Source organism: Streptomyces sp. NPDC050636 (assembly GCF_040654775.1).
In the GTDB taxonomy this organism is placed as follows: domain Bacteria; phylum Actinomycetota; class Actinomycetes; order Streptomycetales; family Streptomycetaceae; genus Streptomyces.
This window is the reverse complement of the sequence record NZ_JBFAIP010000002.1, coordinates 20424-42833: the sequence shown is the minus strand read 5'-3', so window position 1 is coordinate 42833 and position 22410 is coordinate 20424. Positions and strand designations below refer to the sequence as shown.

Here is a 22410-nt window from a genome sequence, read left to right as displayed (position 1 = left end):
CGCGATGCAGTTCGGCCGTACCTACGAAGAGTTCATCGTCGGCGATGTGTACAAGCACTGGCCGGGGAAAACCGTCACCGAATACGACGACCACCTCTTCTGTCTGCTCACCATGAATCACCACCCGCTCCACATGGACACGAACTACGCCGAGAAGACGACGGACTTCGGCAAGAACGTAGTGGTCGGGAACTACATCTACTCCCTGCTGCTGGGTATGTCGGTGCCGGATGTCTCCGGAAAGGCGATCGCCAATCTGGAGATCGAGTCGCTGCGGCATGTGGCGCCGACCTTTCACGGCGACACGATTTACGGCGAGACGACCGTGCTCGACAAGACGCCGTCGAAGTCCAAGTCGGACCGCGGCATCGTGTACGTCGAGACCAAGGGCTACAAGCAGGACGGCACCCTGGTCTGCGTCTTCCGCCGCAAGGTGATGGTCCCCACGGCCACGTACATCAAGGAGCGCGGCGGCGAGCAGCCCGGCCGCCCGGAGCTGCAGGCCCCTCCGGCCAAGAAGGAGAAGTAGCCATGGCGCGCCTCGCACAGACCGAGGGTCTGACCGACATCCAGCGGGAAATCCTCTCCACCGTCCGCGATTTCGTGGACAAGGAGATCATTCCGGTCGCAACGGAGCTGGAGCACAAGGACGAATACCCGACGCAGATCGTCGAGGGCCTCAAGGAACTCGGCGTGTTCGGGCTGATGATCCCCGAGGAATACGGCGGCCTCGGCGAGTCGCTGCTCACCTACGCGCTGACCGTGGAGGAGATCGCCCGTGGCTGGATGAGCGTCTCGGGCATCATCAACACCCACTTCATCGTGGCGTACATGCTCAAGCAGCACGGCACGCAGGAGCAGAAGGACTATTTCCTGCCGCGGATGGCGGCCGGCGAAATCCGGGGCGCGTTCTCGATGTCGGAGCCGGCGCTGGGCTCCGATGTGTCGGCCATCTCCTCCAAGGGCGTGCGGGACGGCGACGATTACGTCCTCAACGGCCAGAAGATGTGGCTCACCAACGGCGGTTCGTCCACGCTCGTCGCGGTGCTCTGCCGTACGGACGAGGGCCACCCGGAGGGCACCGCGCCGCACAAGTCGATGACGACCTTCCTGGTGGAGAAGGAGGCGGGCTTCGGCGAGGTGCGCCCCGGACTGACCATTCCGGGCAAGATCGACAAGATGGGCTACAAGGGGGTCGACACCACCGAGCTGATCATGGACGGCCTGCGAATTCCGGCCGATCGTGTGCTCGGCGGCGAGACCGGGCGTGGCTTCTATCACATGATGGACGGCGTCGAGGTCGGCCGGGTCAATGTGGCCGCGCGCGGCTGCGGTGTCGCTCAGCGCGCCTTCGAGCTGGGGGTTTCGTACGCGCAGCAGCGTCACACCTTCGGCAAGCCGATCGCTCAGCACCAGGCCATCCAGTTCAAACTGGCCGAAATGGCGACAAAGGTCGAAGCGGCTCATGCGATGATGGTTAATGCCGCTCGCAAAAAGGACTCCGGCCAGCGAAACGACCTCGAAGCGGGCATGGCGAAGTACCTGGCCTCCGAGTACTGCAAGGAGGTGGTTGAAGACGCTTTCCGCATCCACGGCGGTTACGGCTTCTCCAAGGAGTACGAGATCGAGCGTCTCTACCGCGAGGCCCCGATGCTCCTGATCGGTGAAGGTACCGCCGAGATCCAGAAAATGATCATTGGGCGCCGGCTACTGGAGGAGTACCGAATCCAGGGGTGAACATCCCGTTTGGGGTGTTTTCGTCTAGACGAAGATCACACCCTGTCATCGGACTTCGGCCACGGATTGGCTCTGGCTCTTGGCCAGTTGCCGCTCGCAACCGATAGCATCGACGGAAAGCCGCCGTCCCCCGTGTCCATACGCGGCATCCTCCGCTACGAAGGTCATCCATGCCCCACAGCCAATCCTCTGCACAACGCGGTCGCGTCCGCCTCGCGCGCGGAGCGTCGCCGTGGCTCCTCCCGACCGTGGCAACGGCAGCGGTCAGCCTGGCCCGTTCCCGTCGCTCGGGACGCTGGGCTGCCGTCGCCGTGCCCACCACCGCACTCGCGGCGGGCATGCTGTGGTTCTTCCGCGACCCCGAGCGGGAGATCGCTCAGGGCCGTGTCATCTCTCCGGCGGACGGCGTGGTGCAGAGCATCATGCCGTGGAAGGACGGGCGCACCCGCGTCGCGATCTTCATGAGCCCGCTGAATGTTCACGTCAACCGCGCGCCGCTGGCCGGCACGGTGACGTCCGTGGAGCACATCCCCGGCGGATTCGTTCCGGCGTTCAACAAGGAGAGCGAAAACAACGAGCGGGTCGTCTGGCACTTCGACACCGAGCTCGGCGACATCGAGATGGTGCAGATCGCCGGCGCGGTGGCCCGCCGCATCGTCCCCTACGTGCCCGAGGGCACCAAGGTCGAGCAGGGCGAGCGCATCGGTCTGATCCGCTTCGGCTCGCGCGTCGATGTCTACCTCCCGGAGGGCGTCGAGGCGGCGGTCGAGGTCGGCCAGGCCACCACCGCGGGGGTGACTCGACTTGACCGTGATTGATCCTGAGACACAGGCGGGCTGGGCGCCCGAGATGGAAGAGGACGAGGACGACATGCCGCTGTCCACGCGGCTGTCAATAGCGGACACCCTCACCCTCGGCAACGCGATCTGTGGCTTCATGGCGGTGTACTTCACCACCACCGGCGTGCTCATCCCGCATCTGACGGGCAACGAGGACGGCGGTATGGCCCGGCACAGCGCCGCGATGGCCGTGATCCTGATGCTGCTCGCCTCGGTCTTCGACCTCTTCGACGGGCTGGTCGCGCGCAAGCTGCGGGCCTCGGCGATGGGGGCCGAGCTCGACAACCTCTCCGACCTGATCAGTTTCGGCCTGGCTCCCGCGTATTTCGTCGTGACCTGGGGCATGGTCGCGGTCGCCCAGGACGCGAACCAGCGGGTGTCGGTGGTCGCGGCCGTCGTGGTGCTGCTGGCGGTGGTGCTCCGGCTTGCGCGGTTCTCCTGCGTCACGCTGCGCGACGGCATCTTCCAGGGCATGCCGAGCCCGTTCGGCGCCCTGACCGTCGTCGCCATCGTGCTGCTGGAGCTGCCGTTCCTGCCGACGCTGCTGGCGATCATCGGGGTGGCCTGGCTGATGGTGAGCCGGGTCGAGTACCCCAAGCCGCGGGGGCGGCTCGCGGTGGCGATGCTCAGCTGGATCGTGCTCAGCATGGGCATGCTCGCGGCCTGGGCACTGGACGCCCCGGGCGGCCAGCTGCTGCTGCAGACCGGCTGCGCTCTGCAGGTGGTTATGGGCGCGATGATCCCGCTGTTCGCGACGGCCCGGAGGGTGAACACCTTCCGTGACAACCGCCGTGAGTCGCGCGAAGAGGCCCGCGCCGCACAGCTTCCGTAAATCCCGCTTCCGCAAGACCGCGCAACACGCCGAGAGCCCCGAGCGAATCATTCGCTCGGGGCTCTCGGCGTTTCCGGTGCGTGCGGCCCTCTCCGGGGCCGCACGCAATCGGCTCAGACCAGGAAGTCGCGGGCCAGGCTCTCCGCTGCGCGCTCCAGGAGCGGGCCCGCCTCGGCCATACAGCGGGCCGGGTCGGGCTCCAGGTCCGTCAGGGCGTAGGCGCGCTGGATTCCGGCCGCGGCGAGCGCCTCGACGGGCAGCGCGAGGCGGCCGCAGACCGCGACCACGTCGATGCCCGCAGCACGGGCCGCGGCGGCCACGCCGGCCGGTGCCTTGCCGTGCAGCGTCTGCTCGTCGAGCGAGCCCTCGCCGGTGATGACGAAGGTGGCGCGCGCCAGGGCCGGCGCGAAGCCCAGTACGTCCAGCATCACGTCGATACCGGGACGGAACGCCGCGTCGAGACCGACCAGCGCGCCGTAGCCGATGCCGCCCGCGGCGCCCGCACCGGGAGCCAGCGCATGTTCTGCGGCCTTGGCTCCGACGGCGGTCTCCAGCACCTCCGCGTAGTGCGCGAGGGCGGCGTCCAGCGTGGCGACGTCCGCCTCGCTCGCGCCCTTCTGCGGCCCGTAGACGGCGGGCGCGCCCTTCGGGCCGGTGAGCGGGTTGTCGACGTCGCTGGCGAGCACGATGTCCGTATGGGCCAGCCGGGGGTCGAGGCCCGACAGGTCGACCGTGGCCAGGTCAGCCAGGGGGCCGCCGCCGGGGGCCACCGGATCGCCGTCCGCGTCGAGGAACCGCGCGCCGAGCGCGGCCAGCATGCCCGCGCCGCCGTCGGTCGTGGCGCTGCCGCCGACGCCGAAGACGATGGATGTGGCGCCCGCGTCCAGCGCCGCGAGCAGCAGCTCGCCGGTGCCGTACGTGGAGGCCGTCAGGGGCGCGAAGACGCCTTCCGGGAGGTGCTGGAGCCCGGACGCCTCCGCCATCTCCACCACCGCCGTACCGTCGCGGCGCAGCGCGAAGGTGGCCGTCACCGGCACGCCGGTGGGGCCGCTGACCCGCGCCTCATGGCGGGTGAATCCGGCCGCCAGCGCGGCCGCGACCGTGCCGTCGCCGCCGTCCGCGACCGGGATGGCCGCCACGTCCAGGTCGGGGACCACGCGCCGCAGACCGGCCGTGACGTGCTCGGCGACCTCGACGGCCGTGAGCGAACCCTTGAACTTGTCCGCGGCGATCAGCACATGTGCTGTGTTTGTCCTTGCTGCGTCCGCCACCGTGTTTCCCCTTGCTTTCGAACTGGCAGTCGCGCCGCTGTGACCTTATCCGGCGAGAGGCCCCGGCGAACAGGGCACAGGGTTCCGGAACCGTGGCGAATGGCACGCCCGGACACCATTGCCACCCAATATCACCCATTCTCGTCAATATCCGAATGCCCCGAATCCGCACGCCCCGAGCGGGGCGCCCGTCGCGGGCGGTGCGAGCTCGGGCAGCTGCTTCGCAGGCCGGGCCGCCGCCCATAGGCTCGCGGCGTGACGACCATGGACTACGCCACTTACATCGCCGGTCTGCCGCGCGTGCTCGCGGGCGCGGGCGCCATTTTCCGCGACGCGGACCAACGCATCCTGCTTGTGGAGCCCAACTATCGCGACACCTGGATCCTGCCGGGCGGCACCATCGAGTCGGACACCGGCGAGTCGCCCCGCCAGGCCGCCCGGCGGGAGACCGCCGAGGAGATCGGTCTGGACGTGGAGCTGGGCTCGCTGCTCGCCGTCGACTGGGTGCGCGGGGAGGGGCGGCCGCCGCTGGTGTCGTATCTGTATGACGGCGGGGTGCTGGACGCGGCACAGCTGGCGGCGATCCGGCTGCAGGAGGAAGAGCTGCTGTCCTGGCGACTGGTGCACCCGGACGAGGCCGAGAAGCTGGTGAGCCCGCAGATGGCGCTGCGGATCGGCGCCGCGCTGCAGGCTCTCGTGGAAGGCCGGGGACCGGCGGAACTGGAGGACGGGCTGCCGCCGAAGGGGAGCAGTTCCGCCATGGGTTGAGAACCTTGGGTTGAGGACCACGGGTTGAGAACCATGGGCTGAGAACCGTGGGATGAGAACCGTGGGTTGATGGCCCGCGCGCTTCAGCGTCGGGGTGGCAACAGGACGACCCAGTGGGTCTGCGCACCGCGCGCCTCGGTGTCAGCCACACTCCTCCGCTGGGAACAGTGCACTGTCCATGCGTTCAAAGGTGAGCAGGCGGCGTTTGCGGTCGAGGCCGCCGCCGTAGCCGGTGAGGCTGCCGTTGGCGCCCACTACGCGGTGGCAGGGGATGATGATGCCGACCGGGTTGCGCCCGTTGGCCAGGCCGACGGCGCGGGCCGCGGATGGCGCACCGAGTCGTTCGGCGAGCTGCCCGTAGCTGACGGTCTCGCCGTACGGGATGGTGCACAGGGCCGCCCAGACGCGGCGTTGGAACGGGGTGCCGCGTAGCGCGAGGGGCAGGTCGAAGGTGGTCAACTCGCCGCGGAAATAGGCCCGGAGCTGGGTGATGGTCTCGACGAAGGGGGCGTCTTCGGGGTCCGCCGGGTGCCCGAACGTCTCCTGTGGCGGGCGGTGGCGCTGGTCCGTCATGTAGAGGCCGGTGAGGGCCTCGCCTGCGGCGACGAGGGTGAGCGGGCCCACCGGGGTGTCGTCCAAGACGGTGTGGGTGACATCTGCCTTGGTCGGGGTGGTGTGGGTGACATCTGCCTTGGTCGGGGTGGTGTGGGTGACATCTGCCTTGGTCGGGGTGGTGTGGGTGACATCGGTCATGGCTTCGGGCTCAGTTCGTCGGGAGGTGGTTGATGGGGTGGTCGCCGGTGGCCCAGAGGTACTGGACGGCGTACGCGCGCCAGGGGCGCCAGATCGCGGAGTGCCGGATGAGGGCCGCAGGGGTGGCGGGCATGCCGAGTCCGGCGGCGGCGCGGCGCAGGCCGAGGTCGGTGGGGGTGAAGGCGTCGGGGTCGCCGAGTGCGCGCATGGCGATGCACTCGACGGTCCAGGGGCCGATGCCCGGCAGCGCGGCGAGCTGCGCGCGGGCTGCCTCCCGGTCGCTGCCGACGCCGAGTTGCAGCTCGCCGGAGGCGAGGGCCGCGATGACGCCGGTGAGGGTGGCGCGGCGGGTGCGGGGCATCGCCAGGGACTCCGGGTCGAGTTCCGCGAGCACGCCGGCGGACGGGAAGAGGCGGGTCAGGCCGCCGCCCGGGTCGTCGACCTTCTCGCCGTGCGCGAGGACCAGCCGTCCGGCGTGGGTGCGGGCCGCGGCGGTGGAGACCTGCTGGCCCAGTACGGCGCGGACCGCGAACTCGTCGGCGTCGACGGTGCGCGGCACACGGCGGCCGGGTGCCTTGTCGACCAGCGGGGCCAGCTGCGGGTCCTCGCGGAGCAGCCCGTCGACGGCCTCCGGGTCCGCGTCGAGGTCGAGCATCCGCCGGCAGCGGGCGATGGCGCCCGCGAGGTCGCGCAGATCGGTGAGGGCCAGGCGGCAGTCGATGTGGTCGAGGCGGGGCGAGAGAGCGACGATGCCGTGGCCGTACGGGAGGTTGAGGGTGCGCCGGTAGGCGCCGTCCCGCCACTCCTCGACACCGGGGACGGCGGTGGCGGCGAGGTGCCCGAAGAGGTTGTCGGGGTTGAGCGGCCGGCGGAACGGCAGCCGCAGCGCGAGTGCGCCCGGCACCGCGGCGCGCGGGCCCGGCTTGGCGCGCTGCCGCAGTTCGGTCGGGGAGAGCCCGAAGACCTCTCGTACGGTCTCGTTGAAGGTGCGGATGCTGGCGAATCCGGCGGCGAACGCGACATCGGCCATCGGAAGCGCCGTGGTCTCCACCAGGAGGCGGGCGGTCTGGGCGCGCTGGGCGCGGGCCAGGGCGAGCGGTCCCGCCCCGAGTTCGGCCAGCAGCTGGCGCTCGATCTGGCGGGTGCTGTAGCCGAGGCGGGCGGCCAGGCCGGGGACGCCCTCGCGGTCGACGATGCCGTCGGCGATCAGCCGCATGGCTCGGGCGACGAGGTCGGCCCGCTCGTCCCACTGCGGGGACCCCGGGCTGGCGTCCGGGCGGCACCGCTTGCAGGCCCGGAATCCGGCCTGCTGCGCGGCGGCGGCGCTCGGGTAGAAGCGCATGTTCTCGGGCTTGGGTGGCACCACCGGGCACCTCGGACGGCAGTAGATACGGGTCGTGAGCACGGCGGTGTAGAACCAGCCGTCGAAGCGGGCGTCCTTGGACTGCACGGCTCGCATACAGCGCTCGGTGTCGGTGTGCATGGTTTCAAGGATTCCTCACGCGACGGGGCTCGGCTGGCGAGAATCCGACATCAATATTCGTGGCCGCTCGACGGTGCACACGGGTCTCCCTGCGACGCGGGCTCGCGAATTCGCCGACGGGCACATGGCTCGCGGGCAGCCCGCCCCCGGGGGACGGCACCGCGGCGGGTAGCCTTCATCACCTCGCTGATGATCGACCGACGCAACGTCGAGGGCAGCGAGAGCGCGATCTTCGCCAATGACGGCGTCGAGCTGCTGACCACCACGCTCGCCGCACCCGGCGACCTGTTGCTGGGTGACGACCGCCGGACCCTGCGCTCCGTCACCCCGGTTCAGCCCGTCGACCCGGCGGCCCCCGCGCACTGGAACGTACCGGCGGTGGCCTTCGCCTCCCGTCGACCGGTATCCCCCAATGGACCGCGGTGGTCCGCATCTGCCGAACGCCGTGGTCCGGCACCACTCGTCGAACCTCGTCGCACCTCGTCGAACAAGGAACCCGCCACCATGACCACCCTGTCCTCTTCCGCCACGGGCCCCGGCCGCACGCTCCTCTGGTTCATCGACGTGCCCGTCGTCCTGGTGGCCGTCGTCTGGGGTTCCAGCTATCTGGCCGCCAAGGAGCTGGCCACCGGCGCCACCGTGATCGCCCTGCTCCTGCTGCGGTTCCTGGTGGCCACACCGGTCATGGCCATGGTCGCCGGCCGCGGCGTCGCCCGGCTCACCCGCCGTGAGATTGCAGCGGGAGCGGCACTTGGGGCGATCCTGTCGGGGGTTCTCCTGCTGGAGACGTACGGCGTCGTGCACACCTCGGCGACCAACGCGGGGCTCATCATCAGCCTGACCATGATCTTCACGCCGCTCGCGGAGGGCGTGGCGACCCGCACCCGCCCCACCAAAGCGTTCGTCGGCGCGGCGGCGCTGTCGGTGGCCGGTGTGGCGCTGCTGACCCAGGGTTCGGGCTTCACCGCCCCGTCGTCCGGCGATCTCCTGGTACTGCTCGCGGCGGTCGCGCGCACCGCGCACGTCATGGCCATGAGCCGTATGAAGTCGCTCCGTTCGACCGACTCGGGGGCGCTGACCGTCGTTCAGTTCGCCGGCGCGATCGCCGTTTTCGCGCTGGCGTCGGCCTTCACCCCCGTATCGCCGCTGGACGTCGCGGCCTCCTACGGTCCCGGCCAGTGGGCCGCGCTCCTCTACCTGGCGCTGATGTGCACGCTCTTCGCCTTCTTCGTCCAGATGTGGGCGGTGCGCAGGACCTCCCCGTCCCGGGTGAGCCTGTTGCTGGGCACCGAGCCGCTGTGGGCGGCCGTGATCGGCGTCGCGGCCGGCGGAGACCGCCCCGGACTGCTCGGCGCGGCCGGGGCGGTCCTCGTGCTCATCGGTACGACGTGGGGCCGGCAGGCCGCCGGACGCCAGGCCCCGGTGGACGACCGTCCGGAGACGGCTGACACGGTGTCGGAACGGGTGGCCCAGGTCTGAAACTGGTGGCCTAGGTCTGAAACTGACGGACAACAACTGCCGCCCGGGCACGTTTGATGGCGGCGCTCTCGGCTGATTGCGGCGCTCTCGGCGACGTTCGAGCCGGCCTTGCTGAAGAGGGTGAGAACTTCTCGTTCCGCGGCTGTGTGTAGGCCCACGCGAGATCCTCCTACGCCGACGAAGCCGCTGTACGTGGTGCGTCGCCGATGTGCGGAGGGCTTGTCCGTCCGAATGGACGATGAAGGCAAAGAGGAGTTCCCACTCCTTGCCATTTTCAACTTATAGCGCACTGGGGGGCTTGCCGCAAGGCCCCGTTCGTGGTGCAGAATCGCGGGCCGAGCTCAGAACCTGCAGAAACGGGAGATTCACGAAGTGCGTGTGTTGTTGTCGGTTTACAGGTCGTGCGGTGACGTCGAGTCGGTGGTGGGACGCGCACTGCGGGTGCGGGCACTTGGCACCGAGATGCGGGTGTGCGCGCCGCCGGCCGTCGCGGCAGCGAACTCGGACCGGAGCTGATGCCATGAACCCCCTGACCACCACCAGCGCGTTCAACCTTCCCGACCACCTCTCCCCCAAAGCCGACCCGGCGCTGATAGACGGCGACGAGCAGCACTTCGCGGCCATCTCGGAGAGCCTCGACCAGACGATCGCCGAACTGTCCGACCGCCTCGACGCCGAGCGCAAGGCACCCGGCGGCATCGGCCGGGCGGCGATGGACCGGGACGCGGAGATCCACCGGTTGACCGGCCGCCTGCGCGCCTTGCGTCGCTTCGGTCTGGACCTGTGCCTGGGGCGCATCGTCCCCAAGGACAACTCCGAGCCCGTGTACATCGGACGCCTCGGCCTCACCGACAGCACGGGGCGTCGGCTGCTGCTCGACTGGCGCTCCCCCGCGGCCGAGCCGTTCTTCGCGGCGACCCACGCCAACCCGATGGGGCTGGTGAGCCGCCGCCGGTACCGCTGGACCCGCGGTCGGATCAGCGACTACTGGGACGAGGTGTTCAGCGCCGACGGGCTGGAGGGGCACGCCGCGCTGGACGACCAGTCCGCGTTCATCGCCAGCCTGGGCGGCAACCGGTCGGCCCGGATGCGTGACGTGCTCGGCACCATCCAGGCCGACCAGGACGCCATCATCCGCGCGGGGTCCCGCGGCGCCCTCGTCGTCGACGGCGGTCCGGGTACGGGCAAGACCGTCGTCGCTCTGCACCGCGCCGCCCACCTCCTCTACTCCGACCCGCGTCTCGGTCACCGTCGGGGCGGTGTGCTGTTCGTCGGTCCGAGCCGGCCCTACCTGGCCTACGTCTCCGATGTCCTGCCCAGCCTCGGCGAGGAGGGCGTGCAGACCTGCACCGTGCGCGACCTCGTCGCCGAGGGGGCCGGAGCGGCGATCGAGACCGACCCGGACGTGGCGCTTCTGAAGTCGTCCGCGGACCTGGTGAAGGCGATCGAACCGGCCGTCGGCATCTACGAGGAGCCGCCCACCAAGGGGATGACGGTCTCGACCCACTGGTCCGACGTCTGGCTGAGCGCCGACGACTGGGCGGCGGCCTTCGAAGCAGTGGAACCAGGCACTCCGCACAACGAGGCGCGCGACCAGATCCGGGAGGAGCTGCTCACGATCCTGATGGACAAGCACGACGAGGACGATGTCCCGCCCGAGCTGCTCCGGAGGTCGCTGCTGCAGGACAGAGAGCTGATCGGGACCCTCAACCGTGCGTGGCCGATGCTTGAGGCGAGTGACCTCGTCGGAGATCTGTGGTCGGTGCCCGCCTATCTGCGCAAGTGCGCTCCCGGGCTCAGCCCCGACGACGTGCGCAAGCTGCAGCGTGCGGACGCGCAGGCCTGGACGGTGTCCGACCTGCCGCTCCTGGACGCGGCACGGCAGCGGCTCGGCGACCCGGAGGCGTCGGTGCGCAAGCGTCGGCACGAAGCCGCCGTCGCCGCCGAACGTGCGCGCAGGGCCGACGTCATCGACGGCATCCTGCAGGACACCGAGATCGACGAGAGCGAAGGCGCGGTGGGGATGCTGCGCGGACAGGACCTGCAGGACACCCTGATCGACGAGAACGCACTGCCCGGCGCCGAACCGGACCTGCTCGCCGGCCCGTTCGCGCACATCATCGTGGACGAGGCTCAGGAACTGACCGACGCCGAGTGGCAGATGCTGCTGCAGCGCTGCCCGTCCCGGAGCTTCACCATTGTCGGTGACCGCGCCCAGGCCAGGCACGGGTTCACGGAGTCGTGGCAGGAACGGCTCGAGCGGGCCGGGCTCGACCGGATCACCGTGGCTCCCCTGAGCGTCAACTACCGCACGCCGGAAGAGGTCATGGCGGAAGCCGAGCTGGTCATCCGCGCTGCGCTCCCGGACGCCAATGTGCCGACCTCCATCCGCAGCAGCGGCATCCCCGTCGTCCACGGATCTGTTGCGGACCTGGACTCGGTCCTCGACACCTGGCTCGCTGCACATGCCGACGGAGTCGCCTGCGTCATCGGCACTGGTGACATCGACGAGGGCACGTTCCGGGCGACATCCCGCGTCCGGTCGCTGACGCCGGAACTGTCGAAGGGGCTTGAGTTCGATCTGGTCGTCCTCATCGACCCGGAGACGTTCGGCAAGGGCATCGAAGGAGCCGTCGACCACTATGTCGCGATGACCCGCGCAACCCAGCAACTCGTCATCCTCACAAGCTCCTGACGTCGGCCAAGGCAACGTGATCGCCGTCCGACGATCACGGGGACCGCCGGCGAAGGCGTCTGCCTGGCTTGGCGGTCCGCGCCGGGCCGAGTCGGACGCCGATGACGATCTGGTCGACCGACGGGAACAAGCTGCGCACCGATATTCTGCGCGACATGGTCAACTCATCTGCGAGCCCTGACGATGCGGGGGTTGCGATAGCTGCGGCACGTGCCGGCGCGGACGTGGTGCGCAGCATGTACGGTCAGCGGCTTGCCCGCATCGACAAGGGTGCCGGGGACTTCGCCACGGCCGCCGATGTGGAAGCCGAGAAGGCGATCCTCGGCGTCATCCGTGCTGCTCGACCCGATGATGCGGTGCTCGGCGAGGAGGGTGGGCAGCAGGGTGCGGCCGATGCTGCGCGCCGGTGGTTGGTAGACCCTTTGTGCGGCACGCTGAACTACGCCGTCGGCAACATGCTGGTGGCCGTCAACGTGGCGCTGCGCAATGGAGCAGCGGCGGTGGCCGACCCGTTCAGCGGCGAGATCTTCTTCACCGACGGTGAGACCGCCTGGGTACGGCACGACGGCGTCGATGCGCAGCTGGCGCCCACTCCCGCCACCCAGTTGGTGGACGTCAACCTGGATCCGCCGTTTCCGAGCGCACCCGGCTTTCGGGCCGTGGACCTGCTGGCCCACCCCGGCTTCGTCGCGCGGTTCCGGCCGCGGGTCGTGTCCACGACGCTGGCGTTGGCCTGGGTCGCGGCCGGCAGGCGCGCCGCATACGTCACCGACGGCAGTGACCTGTCCAGAAGTGTGCACTTCGCCGCCGGCATCGCTGTGTGCCGGGCTGCCGGCTGTGTAGTCACCGGGATCGACGGCGCCCCGATCGGACCGGCAGGCCGCGGGCTTGTGGTGGCCGCCGACTCCGATACCCACGGGCTGCTGATGTCGATGATCCGCAGCTGAAGCCAGTTCCGCACCGGGCGACGTTCGCCCTGGCGACTGCCTCGCGTAGTCGAGAGTCGCGTATTCCTCACCCCTCCTCCCACGTCGAAGCCGTAGCGGCCCAGGACGTTGAGGTTCGACGTGGGCCGGGTCCTGGGCATACAGCCACGTTGTGAACCGAATCACAGTGGCGGACTGTCACGGTTCGCTGGTGTGAGGTGTCTCGATGGGCAGCCGAAGAGGGGAGCCGCTTGTGACACCCGGGTACCGACGCATGCTCGTGGTGGGGGTGGGTCATGACTGAGGACGCCTTCACCGAGCACCGTCCGCTGCTGTTCACCATCGCCTACGAGATGCTGGGCAGCGCCGCCGACGCCGAGGACGTGCTGCAGGAGAGCTACCTGCGGTGGAGCGCGGTCGATCCGGCCGCGGTCGAGCATCCGCGCGCCTACCTGGTCCGCGTGGTGACCCGGCAGGCCCTCAACCACCTGCGCGCGGTCAGGGCGCGGCGCGAGGAGTACGTCGGCACGTGGCTGCCCGAGCCGATCCGCACCGCACCCGACGTGAGCGAGGACGCGATCCTGGCCGAGTCGGTGTCGATGGCCATGATGCTCGTCCTGGAGACGCTGAACCCGACCGAGCGCGCGGTGTTCGTGCTGCACGACGTGTTCGGCTACAGCCACGGCGAGATCGCCGCCTCGGTCGGGAAGAGCGAGGTCACCGTCCGGCAGATCGCCCACCGCGCACGCCGGCACGTCCATGCGCGGCGCCGTCGCTTCGAGCCCGACTCCGACGCCGGCCGGGGAATCGTCCAGCGGTTCCTGCACGCGGCGGCGACGGGCGAAGTCCAGGCGCTGATGGACCTGTTGGCGCCCGATGTCGTGCAGATCTCCGACGGCGGCGGCAAAGTCGTCGCCGCCCGCCGCCCGATCACCGGCCGCGACGACGTCGCCCGGTTCGTCCTCGGCGTACTCCGCACCACCACCGCGGCGACCCGTATCGAGCACGCCACCTACAACGGCATGCCCGCGGCACGGTTCGTCACCGGTGGTGAACTCGACTGGCTGGTCGCGTTCGAGATCCACGACGGACGGATCACCGGCCTCTACGGCGTGCGCAACCCGGACAAGCTGCACCGCGCCGAAACGGTGCTCCCACTCGACAGAGGAGTTCAATAGCTGTGGAAACCATGACTGTTGAACGTGTCATCGACGCCCCGATCGAGGACGTGTTCGCCTGGCTCACCACGACCACCAACTACACGAGCTCGCCCCTGGTGCTGCGCTGCCGCCTGACCCGGCGCGGCGCGACCGCGCCCTACGGCGTCGGTGCGGTGCGCAGTCACCTCTGGCTGATCGGCTGGTTCCGCGAACGCATCACCCGGTACGACCCGCCGTACGCCACCGAGTACGTCGTCGAGCGCAGTCTGCCGCCGTCCCGGCACGAACTCGGCCGCATGACGTTCACCGAGGTCGACGGCGGCACCCAGGTCCGCTGGATCACCCGCGCCGAGATCCCCGTCCCTTTGCTCGGCGCCCTCCTCACCCGGCGCCTCGCGAGGCCGATCATCACCCGCACGTTCCGCAACATCCTCGACGCCGCCAACACCGCGCTGGCCCAACACCCCAGTCGCAACCGAGCATGAGGACCACACACGCGCCAACGAACGGAACCGAGCCCCGCTGACCGCCTCCGGCGAAGCCGGCCCTTCAATGGGCGTTGCCCGGGCTTCGGGTTGTTGCTCTCGGGCGAGCCGGTTCAGACCAGTGCGGCTTGTACTGCGGCGAGGATGGCTGCCTCGTCGGCACCGGTCGCGCGGGCGGCGGCGACGTATCCGTGAGCGAGCCGGGTGAGCCGACCGGTGTCGGCGTCAGCGGCCCCGGGCACGGCGGCGACCCGGGTGCCTGCTCCGCGTTTGGTGCGGATGAGGGCCGCGGCCTCCAGCTCCTTGTAGGCGCGGGCCACGGTACCGGTGGCCAGCCCGAGGTCGGCGGCGAGCTGGCGGACGGTGGGGAGCCGTTCGCCCTCCGGGAGGCGGCCGCTGCCGATGAGCGCGGCGAGTTGGGTCCGTACCTGCTCGTACGGCGGGACCGGGCTGGTCGTGTCCACACGTACGGTCGGGCCGGTCAAGGCTGCCTCCGGGGGGCGGAGAGCGGGGCGGCAAGGACGAACAGGGACCACACGGCCGTGCAGCCGGCCGTCACCGCGACCGGCAGCAGGATCCAGCCGACGGTGTGGGGCGCGGGCCCGAGGCAGGAAAGCGAGCGCAGCGCACCTGATGCGAAGAACGTGGCGCCGGCGAGCGGAGCGGAAACCAACAGTCCCCATGCGGCCGTCACCGCGAGCGCCCGGTCCCGGCGCTGTTCCTCGTCGGCGGCGAGCAGCGCCGAGTCGCCGTCGGGTGCCGGTCGCCGCGTGATGCGGTACAGGGCGTAGCCGCAGGCGGCGCTGCCGACGCCGAGGGCGCCAAGGATCGGGATGCTGTAGAAGAGGCCGGGCCAGGGGCCGTGCGACTCGGTCAGTCCGTCGCAGGCCGCGCTGAGTGAGCGACCCGCCCGGCCCATGTCGTCCGCGGACGCGGTGAGCGCGGCGGCCGTGAGCAGAGCGATGAGCGCGGCGGCCTGGGTGGCCAGAACCATGGCGAAGCGGGTCGGGAGGAAGTCGCGGATTCGGCGCGGGGTGAGGCCCGCCCGGCGTACCGTCCCCTGCTGCTTGGGCATCAGGGCGTCTGCGGCCAGGACGCCCGCCACGGCGCAGATGCCGAAGACCGGGATGGCGTGGAGGATTCCGAGCCCCAGGCGGTCGCTCTGGGCGATCCCCCAGGCCAGCGCGGCGCCGAGGGCGAGACCGCCCCACCGGGCGAGCAGGTCGGCGCGGGCCCGGCGGTGCGGGTCGGTCAGGGTGGTATCGAGCATGGTGGTCCCCCGTCGTGGCGCTTGTATCAAGTATCGAGTACAAGATGGCGGACACCGCACCTTGTGTCAAATGAGTGATACAAGGCGCTCGATTGGCGGTGGGAGCGCCCCGAACCTACTGGTGGCCGGAGGTTCCACCCCCTACATGCTTGGTGTACGCCGCGCCGAGGTCGACCACGTCCACGGATGCGTGTACCACCGTGCCGGGTACATCTGCCGTGTGGGCGCGTACCAGCTCAAGGACGGCACGGCTCAGTGCGGTCTTGGTCTCCGTGGTACGGCCCGGCAGGATCGCGAAGTCGACGTGGACCAGGGCCTGGCCGGGTTCGCCGTCCGCGATGACGACCTCGTCGACGCACCGGAAACGTGTCTTGCAGCTTTCGACGGTGATGCCGTCGACCGTCTCGGCTGCCAGCGAGTGAAGTTCGAGCGCGAAGCGGCGGCGGTCGAAGGAGTCGTGCAGGGGCTTGTCGTAGTCAACGGTGATGTGCGGCATCTGCTTCTACTTCTCCTCGGTGGAAGGGAGCGACGGACTCTTTGACGGGCTGCGCGAAGGGGTGTGTGTGGGCACGTCGGCGGATTGCCCAAAGCCTGCGGCCGCGCGCAGGAAGGCGGCATTCTCCTCGGGGAGTCCCACCGTGACACGAACACCGTCATTCCCGAAGGCACGCACCATGACTCCGTTGTTCGCACAGTGTTCGCCGAATCGCGCGGAACTCTCGCCCAGCGGCAGCCACAGGAAATTGGCCTGTGAATACGCCACTTCGTGACCGGCTTCCAGCAGCGCCTCGCGGAGGCGTTCCCGCTCCCGGATCACCGTCTCGCACCGCGCGCGTACTTCGTCGGCGTGCTCCAGTGCGGCGAGTCCGGCCGCCTGGGCGAGGCGGCTCACCGCGAAGGGGACGCCGACCTTGGTCGTGATGGCGGCGATCGGCGGCGGTGCCACGCAGTAGCCGATCCGGACGCCGGCCAGGGCGTATGCCTTGGAGAAGGTGCGCAGGACCGCGACGTTCTCCCGCTCCAGGGCGAGCGGGACGCCGTCCGGCACGTCCGGGTCCGTGATGAATTCCCGGTACGCCTCGTCCAAGACGACCAGGACATCGGAGGGCACCTTGTCCAGGAACCGCCGCAGGGCCTCCGAACGCACCACGGTGCCGGTGGGGTTGTTCGGATTGCAGACGAAGACGACCCGGGTGGCGGGGGTGATCGAGGCCAGCATGGCGTCCAGGTCGTGCCGGTGTTCCGCATCCAGCGGAACAGTGCGTACCGCCACCCCGGCGACCTGGGCGAAGACCGGGTACGCCTCGAAGGAGCGCCAGGCGCACACCACTTCGTCGCCCGGGGCGCAGTACGCCTGGATGAGCTGCTGGCACAGGCTCACCGAGCCGCAGCCGACGGCGATCCACTGCTCGGGCACGCCGAGCCGGTCCGCGAGCCGGGACACCAGCTCCTCCGAGAACCACGTCGGGTAGCGGTGGCTTTCGGTCGCCGCCCGGGTGATGGCTTCGACGACGGACGGCGGGGGCGCCGACGGCCCTTCGTTGGAGTTCAGCAGGATCGCCCCGGGCGGCTGGCGCGGGATGATGTAGTCGGGCATTCCGGCCAGGTCGGCCCGGATCGGAACGGTCATCGGATTCCTTCCATCGCACGATTCCTCGCAGCGGTCCGGTCAGACGAGCCGGAAGACGGCGTCCTTGAGGGCCAGGATCCGCTGGTGGTCGGCCGTCAGCTGCCGGCGGTCATCGCCGGTCATGAAGACCCGCAGCGGGCTGGACAACAGGTCGCTGGTGGGACGCAGCCGGTCCCCCGGTGCCGCCCGGGGCACCGCCAGATGCACGGTGTCCAGCGCGCCGATCTCGGCGAGCACCCCTTCGTCGATCTCGGCGACCACGCCGCTGAGGCTGGTCTGCCCGTGGTAGACGAGGGCCTCGCGCCGCTTGCGGTACATGGTGTTCCCGGTGAACCGGCGGGCGTACTCGTCGGGCCGGACACAGGCCAGCGCCAGGAGGTCCACCTGGTTCCCGTCCATGCAGGCGTCATGGAAGCCGGGGTCCATGTTGCCGTTCACCCGGGCGCCGATCTCGACCAGCGCGGGGCCTTGCGGGGTCATGATGATTTCCGCGTGGGCGGCGCCGAACCGGATCTCCAGTGCCTCCAGGACGGTGTCGAGATAGCCGACCAGCTCGGCCACCGGCTCACTGTCCGGGGCCAGCAGCAGGTCCTTGTCGTAGACGCGCTTGGTGCCGATGTCGGTCTTCTCGTACTCCCAGACGCCGCAGACATGCCGTCCCCCGCCGGGGCCGCGCACCACGTCCACGATGTACTCGGTGCCATGGAGCAAGGACTGGGCGAGCACCTCGGTGTTGCGGCGCTCGAAGATGTCGTACGAGCCGAGGACCGAACCGGCGGCGGTACGGATGTCGTCCGCGTCGCGGCAGATGAAGACACCGTCGGTGGAGGCGGAGCTGAGGGGTTTCAGCACCACCGGATAGCCGGCCTCCCGTGCCGCCCACGCCACGATCTCCTCCGTATCGGAGGACTTGAGCTGATGGGCGCAGTGGATCCCGGCCCGGCGCAGGGTCTCGATCATCTCGTATTTGTCGCGTCGTGCGACGGAGAGCGCCGAGCCGTTCCCGGGCAGCCCCATGTGCTCGGCGATCAGGTCCGCCGGCATCACACCGGTCTCCTGGCCGGGCAGTACGCAGACGGGGGCGTACTCGGCCAGCTGTTTGGCGGTCCGCTCCAGGTCGTCATGGACGACGTTGGCGAGGTACGGGCCCAGGTCCGGCGGCGCGACGGTGGACAGGAACTCGGGCGTGCTCTGCAGATGCAGGACGTCAGCGCCGAGCCGCCGGAACGCGGGAGGCAGGAACTTGCCGGCCGAATAGCCGTCGACCACCACGCCGACGGGCGCGCGGTCGGGTGTCTTCACGGTGTGCGTGGTGCGCATGGTTCGCCCCCCGTCACGCGGCCGCGATGCTGACACGGTGCACCGTCCGGGGGACACCCGGGGGCAGCTCGGTCGCCACGTGGTAGGTCGTCGCTGTCTTCCATACCAGCAGGTCGTGCGGTGTCCAGCGGTGTGTGTAGACATGCGCGGGGTCCTGCACCAGCGCGTCGACCAGGTCGAAGAAGGCCGCGTTGTCGTTGGGGTCGAAGCCCGCCACGGAGTCCATGTACTCGCGGGCCGCGTAGAGGTAGCTGCGGCCGGTGAACTCGTCGCGCCGCACCACCGGGTGTTCCACCGGCGGGTACTCGAAGGCGACCAGCGCACGCATCTCGGCGATCGACAGCCCGACGTGCTCCGGGCCGATGCGCTGCTGCTTGGTCAGGGTGTGCAGTCCGATACGGCCTTCGAGCTTGGTCCGCCACTCGTCCGGCAGCCGGTCGTAGACGTCGCAGGCGCTCGCGAACAGGGTGTGGCCGCAGTCCTGCGGGACGTTGATGCCGTGCAGCATCGTGTACTCGGAGGGATGCTCGTTGAACGACGAATCCTGGTGCCAGAAGTTGCCGACCCGCGGGATGCCCAGCGGTTTGTCGTTCTTCCGCTCGTTGGAGGAGACGAGGATCTCGTCGAACTCCGGGTGCCGCCAGTCCTTCAGCACGAAGGGCACCGGGTTGCCGATCCGTGCGGCCAGTTCGATCTGCTGCTCCGGTGTCAGGTCGATGCCGCGGACGACGACCAGATCCCGTTGGTGGAGCGAGTCGACGAGGTCGTCGAAGACCTCGGGGCGGCGCAGGTCGTCGATGGTGACGCCGGTGAACTCGACGCCTATGTACGGGGTCAGATCGCGCTTTTGCACGGTTCCTCCTCGGTGGATGGTTCCTGCGTTGTGCGGGGTTCCGCCGTGTGCCAGGTGTAGGGACTTCTGCGGGCCGCGATCAGCAGCAGCCACGCCACACACACCGCGGCTCCGGCCACCGCCCAGGGCGCGCCGGGGTGTCCGGGGCCGGAGAGCAGCAGGGCGAGCTGGGGCGCCACGATGAAGGCGACGTTGACGCCTGTTGAGTACAGGCTCATGTTCCGGTCGGCCGCGTCGCCGGAGGGCGCGAGGCCGCTGACGTAGTGCAGCAGCCCGGGGAAGACGACGATTTCGCCGGCCGTCCACACCACGGTGGCGAGGACGAGGGCCGGGCCGGAGCCGGAGAGCCCCATCAGCAGGAATCCCGCGCCGGCCAGCCCGTATCCGAGGAGCAGGGTCGGCAGGTTCGCCCAGCGCGTCATCGCCGCGTTGAGGGGGACCTCGAAGAGGACGATGCCCAGGGCATTGACGGTGAAGATGATTCCCGCCCAGTAACCGGGCATCCCCAGGCCGACGATGACGTACGTACTGGCGAAGACCGAGGGGAGTGAGTACGCGAGCTGGATGGGCAGTGACAGGCCGAAGATCGTCCAGAAGCGGGTGTGGTCCCGGAGGGGGCGGACTCCGGCGGCCGCCCGCTCGGTGGCCCGTGCGGGCCGGGCCGCGGTACCGCTGCTCTTCGTGCGGAGCGCGAGATATCCGGCCGCGGCCAGCACACAGGCCGCGTTGGCCCAGAACATCGCGCGGGGGCTCACCGCGAAGATCAGTCCGCCGGCGATGGGGCCGATGGCCATGCCGACGTTGATGGCCAACCGGTAGCAGGAGAAGGCGACCTTGCGTTCGGCGGGTGCCGAGCCGTCGATGGTGGCGGAGTACGAGGCGGGGGTGACCACCTCGTAGGCGAAGCCCCAGACCACAACTGCCGTGATGATCCAGGGAAGTTGATGGAGAAGTGGCGTGACGGCCAGCACGGCGGCGTTGAGCAGGAGGCCGCCGAGCATCACCGTCCGTGCGCCGATCCGGCCGAGCAGCACACTGGCCGCCAGGTCGGCGGCGAGCGCGCCCACCCCGAAGCAGGCGACGGCGGTGCCTACTTGCGCCTTGTCGAAACCGCCGGACAGCAACAGGTACGCGGCGAGGAACGGGTACGCCATCGTTCCCGTACGGAAGATGAGCGTGGTGAAGAAGAGCGTGCGCAGCGCGTCGTTGAGCCCGGCCACGATCCGGAAGGTCTTGACGATCATGGGGTGCCGTGGTCCGCTTCCGCCGGGGTGGACGCGTCGGGGCTGAACACCGCTCCGGGATTGAAGAGATTTCCCGGGTCGAGGGCCGCCTTGAGCTGCCGGTGCACCCGCATCGAGACCGGCCCCAGCTCGCGCTCCAGCCACTCCTGTTTGAGTTTGCCGATGCCGTGTTCGCCGGTGACCGTGCCGCCGAGCGAGAGTCCCAGGGCGAGAATCGCGTCGAACGCCTCACCGGCCCGGCGGAACTCGTCCGGCGACGCACGGTCGTACAGCACGGTGGGGTGCATATTGCCGTCCCCCGCGTGTCCGACGACCGCCACGGTCAGCCCGGCCGCCGCGCCGATCTTCTCGCAGCCGGCGATGAGTTCGGCGATCCGGGTGCGCGGTACGGCCACGTCCTCGGTCATCACGGCCCCTTGCGCCTCCAGGGCGGTGAGCGACACCCGGCGGGCGCGCAGCAGCAGGTCGCCCTCGGCCGGATCACGGGTGGTGTGGGTGAAGGTGGCCCCGGCCTCCTGGCAGAGGCGTTCCATCGCCGCCAGTTCACGGTCGGCGGCCGCACCGCCGGAGTCCGACTGGCAGAGCAGCAGGGCCTGTTGGCCCGCGCCACCGAGATCGGTGTCGAGGTAGGCCGCGGACGCCCGCAGCGAGGTGGCGTCCATGATCTCCATGAGGGAGGGGACGATGCCCTCCCGTACGACGCGGATGACGCCGTCGCCCGCCTTCTCCACCGCGTCGAACGAGGCGATCAGGGTGCCGGGGGCGGCCGGCAGCGGTTTGAGGGCGAGGGTCGCCCCGGTGATGACGCCGAGGGTGCCCTCGCTGCCCACGAAGAGCCGGGTGAGGTCGTATCCCGCGACGCCCTTGACGGTTCTGCGTCCCGTCCTGAGCAGGGCGCCGTCGGCGAGCACGACTTCGAGGCCGAGCACGGCGTCCGCGGTCACACCGTACTTTCCGCAGCAGAGGCCGCCGGCGTTGGTCGCCAGGTTGCCGCCGAGGGTGCACCAGTCCAGGCTCGAAGGGTCCGGCGGGTAGAAGAGGCCGTGGCGGGCCGCCGCCTTGCGCAGGTCCAGATTGACCACGCCGGGCTGGACGACCGCGAGCCGGTTGTCCGCGTCGAGTTCCAGGATCCGGTTCATCCGCGTCGTGACGAGGACGACGCAGCCGTCGACGGCGTTCGCCGCGCCGGTCAGCCCGCTGCCCGCACCGCGTGGCACGAGCGGGGTGCCCGCTTCGGCGCAGGCACGCACACAGGCCTGCACCTGGGCGGTGTCGGCGGGGAGGACGACCGCGAGCGGCCGCCCCCGCGGCACCAGCGGCATCATGTCGCCCGCGTAGCCCTCGGTCACGTCGGGGTCGGTGAGCACCGCCCCCTCCCCCAGGGCGTCGCGCAGGGCGTTGAGCAGGCCGGCCGTCATGCGGTGCGCTCGTCCGGTGCGTCGACCAGGATCGCCCGGGCGGGGCAGAGGTCGGCGGCCTCGTGGACGGCGTCCGCGAGGTGCGCGTCCGGGGTCGCGTCGAGCAGCAGGACGACGCCGTCCTCCTCGTTCTGGTCGAAGACCTCGGGGGCCGACAGGACGCAGTGTCCGGCGCCGACGCACTGTTCGGGCAGGAGGGAGACCCTCATGGCAGAGACCCTCATCGCTGGAAGCTCCTTACAGGTAT

General features: G+C 70.0%; 22 protein-coding genes and 1 pseudogene. 11 read left to right on the top strand and 12 right to left on the bottom strand.

Annotated elements, in window-relative coordinates; all coding sequences use genetic code 11:
- Positions 1 to 4: 4 nt before the first annotated feature.
- From AB0I10_RS02705 to pssA, 4 genes are all read left to right on the top strand, one after another.
- Complete coding sequence (locus AB0I10_RS02705) at positions 5 to 529, top strand: MaoC family dehydratase (RefSeq protein ID WP_136740400.1); 525 nt, start codon at positions 5 to 7, stop codon at positions 527 to 529.
- 2 nt (positions 530 to 531) lie between these two features.
- Positions 532 to 1737 carry an acyl-CoA dehydrogenase family protein gene (locus AB0I10_RS02700; RefSeq protein WP_363150457.1) on the top strand — a complete coding sequence of 402 codons (1206 nt, stop codon included), beginning with the start codon at positions 532 to 534 and terminating at the stop codon, positions 1735 to 1737.
- Between the two features lie 170 nt (positions 1738 to 1907).
- Positions 1908 to 2555 (top strand): phosphatidylserine decarboxylase, encoded by a 648-nt coding sequence (locus tag AB0I10_RS02695; protein WP_129250757.1) that lies wholly within the window; start codon positions 1908 to 1910, stop codon positions 2553 to 2555.
- Positions 2542 to 3408 carry a CDP-diacylglycerol--serine O-phosphatidyltransferase gene (gene pssA / locus AB0I10_RS02690; RefSeq protein ID WP_363150456.1) on the top strand — a complete coding sequence of 289 codons (867 nt, stop codon included), beginning with the start codon at positions 2542 to 2544 and terminating at the stop codon, positions 3406 to 3408. The genes AB0I10_RS02695 and pssA overlap by 14 nt, the downstream gene beginning before the upstream one ends.
- A gap of 113 nt (positions 3409 to 3521) precedes the next feature.
- On the opposite strand, the gene AB0I10_RS02685 is transcribed toward pssA, so the two are convergent.
- Positions 3522 to 4646: a glycerate kinase gene (locus AB0I10_RS02685; RefSeq protein WP_363150819.1), complete on the bottom strand. Its 1125-nt coding sequence runs from the start codon at positions 4644 to 4646 to the stop codon at positions 3522 to 3524.
- 288 nt (positions 4647 to 4934) lie between these two features.
- On the opposite strand from AB0I10_RS02685, the gene AB0I10_RS02680 reads away from it, so the two are divergent.
- Positions 4935 to 5447: an NUDIX hydrolase gene (locus AB0I10_RS02680; protein WP_363150455.1), complete on the top strand. Its 513-nt coding sequence runs from the start codon at positions 4935 to 4937 to the stop codon at positions 5445 to 5447.
- 141 nt (positions 5448 to 5588) lie between these two features.
- Here the strand turns inward: AB0I10_RS02680 and AB0I10_RS02675 are convergent, their stop codons facing one another.
- Both AB0I10_RS02675 and AB0I10_RS02670 read right to left on the bottom strand, forming a co-directional pair.
- Positions 5589 to 6200 carry a methylated-DNA--[protein]-cysteine S-methyltransferase gene (locus AB0I10_RS02675; RefSeq protein WP_363150454.1) on the bottom strand — a complete coding sequence of 204 codons (612 nt, stop codon included), beginning with the start codon at positions 6198 to 6200 and terminating at the stop codon, positions 5589 to 5591.
- 10 nt (positions 6201 to 6210) lie between these two features.
- Positions 6211 to 7683 carry a DNA-3-methyladenine glycosylase 2 family protein gene (locus tag AB0I10_RS02670; protein ID WP_363150453.1) on the bottom strand — a complete coding sequence of 491 codons (1473 nt, stop codon included), beginning with the start codon at positions 7681 to 7683 and terminating at the stop codon, positions 6211 to 6213.
- Positions 7684 to 7872: 189 nt separating this feature from the next.
- Here AB0I10_RS02670 and AB0I10_RS02665 point away from each other — a divergent pair.
- From AB0I10_RS02665 to AB0I10_RS02640, 6 genes and pseudogenes are all read left to right on the top strand, one after another.
- Positions 7873 to 7995, top strand: a pseudogene (locus AB0I10_RS02665) (2OG-Fe dioxygenase family protein); the annotation flags it as partial.
- Positions 7996 to 8187: 192 nt separating this feature from the next.
- Positions 8188 to 9162, top strand: a complete 975-nt coding sequence (locus tag AB0I10_RS02660) for a DMT family transporter (RefSeq protein WP_363150818.1) — start codon at positions 8188 to 8190, stop codon at positions 9160 to 9162.
- Positions 9163 to 9682: 520 nt separating this feature from the next.
- On the top strand, positions 9683 to 11857 hold the full coding sequence (gene helR, locus AB0I10_RS02655; protein ID WP_363150452.1) for an RNA polymerase recycling motor ATPase HelR: 2175 nt from the start codon (positions 9683 to 9685) through the stop codon (positions 11855 to 11857).
- 155 nt (positions 11858 to 12012) lie between these two features.
- Positions 12013 to 12804 carry an inositol monophosphatase family protein gene (locus tag AB0I10_RS02650; protein WP_363150817.1) on the top strand — a complete coding sequence of 264 codons (792 nt, stop codon included), beginning with the start codon at positions 12013 to 12015 and terminating at the stop codon, positions 12802 to 12804.
- A gap of 275 nt (positions 12805 to 13079) precedes the next feature.
- On the top strand, positions 13080 to 13961 hold the full coding sequence (locus tag AB0I10_RS02645; RefSeq protein ID WP_363150451.1) for an RNA polymerase sigma-70 factor: 882 nt from the start codon (positions 13080 to 13082) through the stop codon (positions 13959 to 13961).
- A 2-nt stretch (positions 13962 to 13963) separates the two neighbouring features.
- Positions 13964 to 14428: an SRPBCC family protein gene (locus AB0I10_RS02640; RefSeq protein ID WP_363150450.1), complete on the top strand. Its 465-nt coding sequence runs from the start codon at positions 13964 to 13966 to the stop codon at positions 14426 to 14428.
- 113 nt (positions 14429 to 14541) lie between these two features.
- Here AB0I10_RS02640 and AB0I10_RS02635 read toward each other — a convergent pair whose 3' ends face one another.
- From AB0I10_RS02635 to AB0I10_RS02595, 9 genes are all read right to left on the bottom strand, one after another.
- Positions 14542 to 14913 carry a GntR family transcriptional regulator gene (locus AB0I10_RS02635; protein WP_363150449.1) on the bottom strand — a complete coding sequence of 124 codons (372 nt, stop codon included), beginning with the start codon at positions 14911 to 14913 and terminating at the stop codon, positions 14542 to 14544.
- Positions 14910 to 15698: a hypothetical protein gene (locus tag AB0I10_RS02630; RefSeq protein ID WP_363150448.1), complete on the bottom strand. Its 789-nt coding sequence runs from the start codon at positions 15696 to 15698 to the stop codon at positions 14910 to 14912. The genes AB0I10_RS02635 and AB0I10_RS02630 overlap by 4 nt, the downstream gene beginning before the upstream one ends.
- 115 nt (positions 15699 to 15813) lie before the next feature.
- A complete protein-coding gene (locus AB0I10_RS02625; protein WP_363150447.1) occupies positions 15814 to 16194 on the bottom strand; it encodes an isomerase in 381 nt (126 codons plus the stop codon).
- A gap of 6 nt (positions 16195 to 16200) precedes the next feature.
- Positions 16201 to 17328 carry a histidinol-phosphate transaminase gene (gene hisC / locus AB0I10_RS02620; RefSeq protein ID WP_363150446.1) on the bottom strand — a complete coding sequence of 376 codons (1128 nt, stop codon included), beginning with the start codon at positions 17326 to 17328 and terminating at the stop codon, positions 16201 to 16203.
- Between the two features lie 39 nt (positions 17329 to 17367).
- Positions 17368 to 18648: an ATP-grasp domain-containing protein gene (locus AB0I10_RS02615; protein ID WP_363150445.1), complete on the bottom strand. Its 1281-nt coding sequence runs from the start codon at positions 18646 to 18648 to the stop codon at positions 17368 to 17370.
- 13 nt (positions 18649 to 18661) lie between these two features.
- On the bottom strand, positions 18662 to 19501 hold the full coding sequence (locus AB0I10_RS02610; RefSeq protein WP_363150444.1) for a TauD/TfdA family dioxygenase: 840 nt from the start codon (positions 19499 to 19501) through the stop codon (positions 18662 to 18664).
- Positions 19483 to 20745, bottom strand: a complete 1263-nt coding sequence (locus AB0I10_RS02605; protein WP_363150443.1) for an MFS transporter — start codon at positions 20743 to 20745, stop codon at positions 19483 to 19485. Before AB0I10_RS02605 ends, AB0I10_RS02610 begins: the two co-directional genes overlap by 19 nt.
- A complete protein-coding gene (locus AB0I10_RS02600; protein WP_363150442.1) occupies positions 20742 to 22163 on the bottom strand; it encodes an FAD-linked oxidase C-terminal domain-containing protein in 1422 nt (473 codons plus the stop codon). Before AB0I10_RS02600 ends, AB0I10_RS02605 begins: the two co-directional genes overlap by 4 nt.
- The gene (locus AB0I10_RS02595; RefSeq protein ID WP_363150441.1) at positions 22160 to 22372 is read right to left on the bottom strand and encodes a ferredoxin; all 213 of its coding nucleotides are present in this window, start codon (positions 22370 to 22372) and stop codon (positions 22160 to 22162) included. The genes AB0I10_RS02600 and AB0I10_RS02595 overlap by 4 nt, the downstream gene beginning before the upstream one ends.
- Positions 22373 to 22410: the final 38 nt, after the last annotated feature.

Excerpts from the sequence above, each read along its gene's own strand:
- AB0I10_RS02705 (WP_136740400.1), top strand. The coding sequence starts at position 5 with ATGCAGTTCGGCCGTACCTACGAAGAGTTCATCGTCGGCGATGTGTAC.
- AB0I10_RS02700 (WP_363150457.1), top strand. The coding sequence starts at position 532 with ATGGCGCGCCTCGCACAGACCGAGGGTCTGACCGACATCCAGCGGGAA.
- AB0I10_RS02695 (WP_129250757.1), top strand. The coding sequence starts at position 1,908 with ATGCCCCACAGCCAATCCTCTGCACAACGCGGTCGCGTCCGCCTCGCG.
- AB0I10_RS02675 (WP_363150454.1), bottom strand. The coding sequence starts at position 6,200 with ATGACCGATGTCACCCACACCACCCCGACCAAGGCAGATGTCACCCAC.
- AB0I10_RS02670 (WP_363150453.1), bottom strand. The coding sequence starts at position 7,683 with ATGCACACCGACACCGAGCGCTGTATGCGAGCCGTGCAGTCCAAGGAC.
- AB0I10_RS02660 (WP_363150818.1), top strand. The coding sequence starts at position 8,188 with ATGACCACCCTGTCCTCTTCCGCCACGGGCCCCGGCCGCACGCTCCTC.
- helR (WP_363150452.1), top strand. The coding sequence starts at position 9,683 with ATGAACCCCCTGACCACCACCAGCGCGTTCAACCTTCCCGACCACCTC.
- AB0I10_RS02650 (WP_363150817.1), top strand. The coding sequence starts at position 12,013 with ATGGTCAACTCATCTGCGAGCCCTGACGATGCGGGGGTTGCGATAGCT.
- AB0I10_RS02645 (WP_363150451.1), top strand. The coding sequence starts at position 13,080 with ATGACTGAGGACGCCTTCACCGAGCACCGTCCGCTGCTGTTCACCATC.
- AB0I10_RS02630 (WP_363150448.1), bottom strand. The coding sequence starts at position 15,698 with ATGCTCGATACCACCCTGACCGACCCGCACCGCCGGGCCCGCGCCGAC.
- AB0I10_RS02625 (WP_363150447.1), bottom strand. The coding sequence starts at position 16,194 with ATGCCGCACATCACCGTTGACTACGACAAGCCCCTGCACGACTCCTTC.
- hisC (WP_363150446.1), bottom strand. The coding sequence starts at position 17,328 with ATGACCGTTCCGATCCGGGCCGACCTGGCCGGAATGCCCGACTACATC.
- AB0I10_RS02615 (WP_363150445.1), bottom strand. The coding sequence starts at position 18,648 with ATGCGCACCACGCACACCGTGAAGACACCCGACCGCGCGCCCGTCGGC.
- AB0I10_RS02605 (WP_363150443.1), bottom strand. The coding sequence starts at position 20,745 with ATGATCGTCAAGACCTTCCGGATCGTGGCCGGGCTCAACGACGCGCTG.
- AB0I10_RS02600 (WP_363150442.1), bottom strand. The coding sequence starts at position 22,163 with ATGACGGCCGGCCTGCTCAACGCCCTGCGCGACGCCCTGGGGGAGGGG.
- AB0I10_RS02595 (WP_363150441.1), bottom strand. The coding sequence starts at position 22,372 with ATGAGGGTCTCCCTCCTGCCCGAACAGTGCGTCGGCGCCGGACACTGC.